Source organism: Falsiroseomonas oryziterrae (genome assembly GCF_021864505.1).
Taxonomy (GTDB): Bacteria; Pseudomonadota; Alphaproteobacteria; order Acetobacterales; family Acetobacteraceae; genus Falsiroseomonas; species Falsiroseomonas oryziterrae.
Map to the genome: position 1 here is coordinate 1 of NZ_JAKJIB010000322.1, position 4690 is coordinate 4690.

The 4690-nt window shown below is 73.1% G+C and carries 4 protein-coding genes; all 4 read right to left on the bottom strand.

The window, feature by feature from the left end; genetic code table 11:
• Positions 1-212: 212 nt before the first annotated feature.
• A complete protein-coding gene (locus L2I40_RS19245) occupies positions 213-824 on the bottom strand; it encodes a carbonic anhydrase (protein WP_237216801.1) in 612 nt (203 codons plus the stop codon).
• A gap of 150 nt (positions 825-974) precedes the next feature.
• Positions 975-2549: a bifunctional phosphoribosylaminoimidazolecarboxamide formyltransferase/IMP cyclohydrolase gene (gene purH / locus L2I40_RS19250; RefSeq protein ID WP_237216802.1), complete on the bottom strand. Its 1575-nt coding sequence runs from the start codon at positions 2547-2549 to the stop codon at positions 975-977.
• 154 nt (positions 2550-2703) lie between these two features.
• On the bottom strand, positions 2704-3837 hold the full coding sequence (locus L2I40_RS19255) for a glycosyltransferase family 4 protein (RefSeq protein ID WP_237216803.1): 1134 nt from the start codon (positions 3835-3837) through the stop codon (positions 2704-2706).
• A gap of 115 nt (positions 3838-3952) precedes the next feature.
• Positions 3953-4690, bottom strand: a 738-nt coding sequence (locus L2I40_RS19260) for a heparinase II/III family protein (protein ID WP_237216804.1), incomplete at its 5' end; no start/stop codon positions are given.

A 4690-nucleotide genomic window follows, 5' to 3' on the forward strand; every position in this document is an offset into this window, starting at 1 on the left:
CCGTTCCTCGCCCCGCGCCGCGGCGCGCTCCTGCGCCGCCGCCAGCGCCTCCAGCGTGGCGGTCAGGCGCGCAAGCTCCTCCCCCTGCCGGCCGCGGCGCGCGGCGAGCAGCAGCAGCCCCGCCAGCAGGATGGCGGCGGCAATCAGCGCAGGCGGCAGCCACTCCGGCACGCGGGTCCCCCGATTCGCGGCCCGCGAGTCAAGCACACGGCTCAGGCCGGCGCGAACTCCCCGGTCTCGCCATCCAGCACCAGCAGGCGGCCGGTCGCGACGCCGAAATGCGCGCCGCGCAGGCGTAGCCGCCCGGCCTGCACCGCCTCCGCGACCCAGGGGAAGGTCATCAGGTTCGCCAGCGAGATGCGCACCGCTTCGTGCTCGCAGGCTTCCTGCGCGGCCTCCGGCGTGTCGCAGCGCAGCGCCGTGGCGCGCGCGCGTTCCGCGATGCCGATCCAGCCGGCGACGAAGTCGCCCGCGTTCGCCGGCGCACCGTCGAGCAGCGCGCGCACGCCGCCGCAGAGCGCGTGGCCCATCACCACGATCCGCGCCACGCCGAGCACCCGCACCGCGAATTCCACCGCCGCGCTGGTGCCGTGGAAGGCGGCGTCGGGCATGTAGGGCGGCACCAGATTGGCGACGTTGCGGATCACGAAGAGCTCGCCCGGCCCGGCCGAGAAGATCATCTGCGGATCGACCCGGCTGTCGGAGCAGGCGATGACCAGCGTGTGCGGCTTCTGTCCCTGCGCCGCCAGCTCCTCGAACCGCGCCCGCTGCTGCGGCCAGGTCTCCTCGCGGAAGCGGTGATAGCCGGAGAGCAGGGGCCCCATGCGCCTATTCGTCCAGAGCTGGCGGCCGGCAAAGCCGGCCGAGGCCGCGAACGCGGCCCGCGCACAAACCAACAGTACCACCAGCGCGACAGTGGCCTGCGCGCAAGCCAAGGCCGCGGATGCGGCCGCCCGGCGCCTGAGGGCAAACGATCAATGCCTAAAGTGCCGCATGCCGGTGAACACCATCGCGAGACCCGCCTTGTCCGCCGCCGCGATCACCTCCGCGTCGCGGATCGAGCCGCCAGGCTGGATCACCGCCGTGACGCCCGCCGCCGCCGCGGCCTCGAGCCCATCGGCGAAGGGAAAGAACGCATCCGATGCGACGACCGAGCCCTTCGCCAGGCTCTGCGGTAGACCTGCCGCCCGTGCCGCGGCCTCGGCCTTCCAGGCGGCGATGCGCGCGGATTCCAGCCGGTTCATCTGCCCCGCGCCGATGCCCGCGGTCGCCAGGCCCTTGGCATAGACGATCGCGTTCGACTTGACGTGCTTGCAGACGCGGAACGCGAACAGGAGGTCCGCCATCTCCGCTGCCGTCGGCGCGCGCTGCGTGACCGTCCGCAGCATCTGCTCCGTCACGCGCCCGCCGTCGCGCGTCTGCGCGAGGAACCCGCCTGCGACCGACTTCACCAGCAGCCCCGGCGCTGCCGGATCGGGCATGCCGCCGGTCAGCAGCAGCCGCAGGTTCTTCTTCTTCGCGAAGACCGCCTTCGCCGCGTCGTCGGCGTCGGGCGCCACCACCACCTCGGTGAAGATCGCGGCGATCCGCTCGGCCGCCGCGGCGTCGAGCCTCCGGTTGGCCGCCACGATGCCGCCGAAGGCCGAGACCGGGTCGCAGCGCAGCGCCAGGTCCCAGGCAGCGGCGAGGTCATCCGCTTCCGCCACGCCGCAGGGGTTGGCGTGCTTGACGATGACGATGGCGGGCCGGTCGAACTCGGCGACGCATTCGAAGGCCGCGTCGGTGTCGTTCAGGTTGTTGTAGGACAGCTCCTTGCCCTGCACCTGCACCGCGGTCGCGACGCCGGGGCGCGCACTGCCGTCGGTGTAGAAGGCCGCCGCCTGGTGCGGGTTCTCGCCGTAGCGCAAGGACTGGCGCAGCACGCCGGCGACGGACAGGCGCGGCGGGAAGGGCTCCTTCAGCTGCCCCGCGAACCAGCCGGAGATCGCCGCATCATAGGCCGCCGTGCGCGCATAGGCTGCCGCGGCGAGGCGCCGGCGGGTCGCGAGCGTCGTGCCGCCTTCCTCCAGCTCCGCGCGCACTTCCGCCAGCTGGTCCGGTTCCGTCACCACCACGACGGACTCATGGTTCTTCGCCGCGCTGCGGATCATCGCGGGGCCACCGATGTCGATGTTCTCGATGCAGTCCTCGAAGGCCGCACCCTTCGCCACGGTCGCCTCGAAGGGGTAGAGGTTCACCGCGACGAGGTCGATCGGCGCGATCGCATGCGTCTCCATCTGCGCCCGATGTTCGGCCAGGTCGCGCCGGCCGAGCAGGCCGCCATGCACCTGCGGCACCAGCGTCTTCACCCGCCCGTCCAGGATCTCCGGGAAGCCGGTGTGCTCCGACACGTCCTTCACCGGGATGCCGGCCGCGCGGATCGCCGCTGCGGTGCCGCCGGTGGAGAGGATCTCCGCGCCCTGCGCGGCCAGGAAGCGGGCGAACTCGACGATGCCCGCCTTGTCGGAGACGGAGAGCAAGGCGCGGCGGACGGGGAGGCGATCGGTCATGCCGCCCGTATCGCGCTCCATCGCCCGCGCATCAACGCCCCAGGCATGAAGACGCCGTCATATCCAGCGTGATCCGCTTGAACGGATCACGCTGTTATCCGTGTTCGAGCGACCGATTCACCGCTCCGGCGATTCCGCCTTCGCGGATCGGGCGCTATGCCGGCCGCGCAGGCATCCCCTGTTCCAGCAGCGCGACCGTCCGCGCGACGATCTTCGCCTCGTCGAAGCGATCCAGCGCCCGCATCCGGCCGGCCTCGCCCATGCGCACGCGCAGCGCCGGATCGGCCGCCAGCCGCGATAGCGCCGCCGCCAGCGGTTCCACCGTCATCGGCGGCACCAGCAGCCCGGTCTCCCCCTGCACCACCTGCTCGCGCGGGCCGCGGATGTCGGTGGCGACCACGGGCAGGCCGGTCAGCATCGCCTCGATGATGGACATCGGCAGGCCCTCGAAGTGCGAGGGCAGGCAGAAGACGTCGGCCGCCGCCATCAGCCGCGCCACGTCGTGGCGGTAGCCGAGCCGGCGGATGCGGCCGGGCAGCGCCGTCTCGGCGCGCGCGAAATGCGGCGCCATGTCCTCGCCGTGGTCGGTCGGCAGCCGCTCCCCCACCACCCACAGCACGCAATGCGCGGGCGTGGCGCGCATCGCCTCGAGCAGCTCGGGAAATCCCTTGTGGCGCACCAGTCGCGACACCGCGAGCACCACGCAATCGCCCTCGCCGGCGCCGAGCTCCGCGCGCAGCGCCGCGCGCGCCGCCGGGTCGGGCCGGAAGCGCGCCGGGTCGCGCCCGTTCAGCACCGGCGTCGCGTTCGGGTGGATGCCGAGGCGGCGCGCATCGCCGGCTTCCTCCTCGCTCACCGTCAGGTAGGTGTCGGTGATGCGCCCGGCGGCGCGTTCCAGCGTGAGCGCGAGCCGCGCGCGCCACCACGGCCCCGGCTGGTTGAACAGGAATCCGTGGCAGGTATAGGCGATGCGCGGCACGCCCGCCGCCTTCGCCGCGGCGCGCGCCAGCAGCCCGCTGATCGGCATGTGCGCGTGCACCAGGTCGGGCTTCTCGCGGCGCATCAGCGCGACCAGCGCCGACAATGCGCGCGCCTGCGCGACCGGGTTCAGGCTGCGCGCCATCGGCACCGCCTCGATGCGGAAGCCCTCGTCGCGCGGCAGGTCGAGCAGCGGGCCCTCGGCGCAGACGCCGACCACCTCATGCCCGCGCGCGCGCAAGCCGCGCATCAGCGGCAGCAGGAAGTGCCGCAGCGAGAAGTCGACATTGGTGATCTGAAGGATTTTCATTTGCCTCAGGCGCCGGCGCGCCCTCCGGGCGCTTGGCTTCCGCGCCGCAGACATGATCCGCCGGGCCATGCGGGCAGTCGCGGCGCGGGGCCGCATTCGCGGCCCTGGGTTGTTGTTATGCCGCCTCGCTCCCAGGCGCCGGCATGCTCACGCGCACGATCGCCCATTGCACGCTCATCGCGCCCGGCTCGGCGTGCAGCACGACCTGCTGGCTGCGGCGCGGCTCGCCGGCGAAGAAGATGCTCTCCTCGATCGCCACGCGCGCGCCCTTCGCGCGCAACCGCCACCCCACGCCGGACGGCAGGCGCAGCAGCACGCCCGCCTCATCCTGCTGCGGGTTCGCGAGCACCGTCGGGTGCAGGTGGAACCGCACGGAGAAGCCCGGCACCTGCACCTCGCGGTCGGCTTCCAGCACATCCTCGCCGCGCAGATCGTCGCCGGATTCCGAGAGGTAGAAGCGCCGCCGGTGCCGCAGGCCGAACTGGCGCAGCCAGCCGTCATGCGAGGCTTCCAGCCACTGTGCGCCATTGGCGTCCTGCCGGTCGGCCTCCACCGCCTCGACGCGGCGGCCGAGCCCTTCGGCGCGCAGCTCGCTCGAATTCGTGTCGGCCAGTACCAGCGTCGAATGCGCCGCGGTGGCGCGCAGCGCGTCGCGCCATTCGCCCTCGGCCGCAGGTGCCGCGCCGCAATTCACGATCAGCCGGTCGCGCCCGACCGACATCTCGAAGGCCAGCGTGCCGGCATGGGCGAAGCGGTCGGCGCCACGCGGCAAGCCGCCGGGCCCGGGCTCGCGCCGCGCCTGCGGCGGCGCGCCGACGTCGCAGATCACCAGCGTGCGGCTCGCCGCCAGGCG

What these genes read in the sequence shown, in the direction of transcription:
- L2I40_RS19245 (WP_237216801.1), bottom strand. Translation starts at nt 824, where the DNA reads ATGGGGCCCCTGCTCTCCGGCTATCACCGCTTCCGCGAGGAGACCTGG.
- purH (WP_237216802.1), bottom strand. Translation starts at nt 2,549, where the DNA reads ATGACCGATCGCCTCCCCGTCCGCCGCGCCTTGCTCTCCGTCTCCGAC.
- L2I40_RS19255 (WP_237216803.1), bottom strand. Translation starts at nt 3,837, where the DNA reads ATGAAAATCCTTCAGATCACCAATGTCGACTTCTCGCTGCGGCACTTC.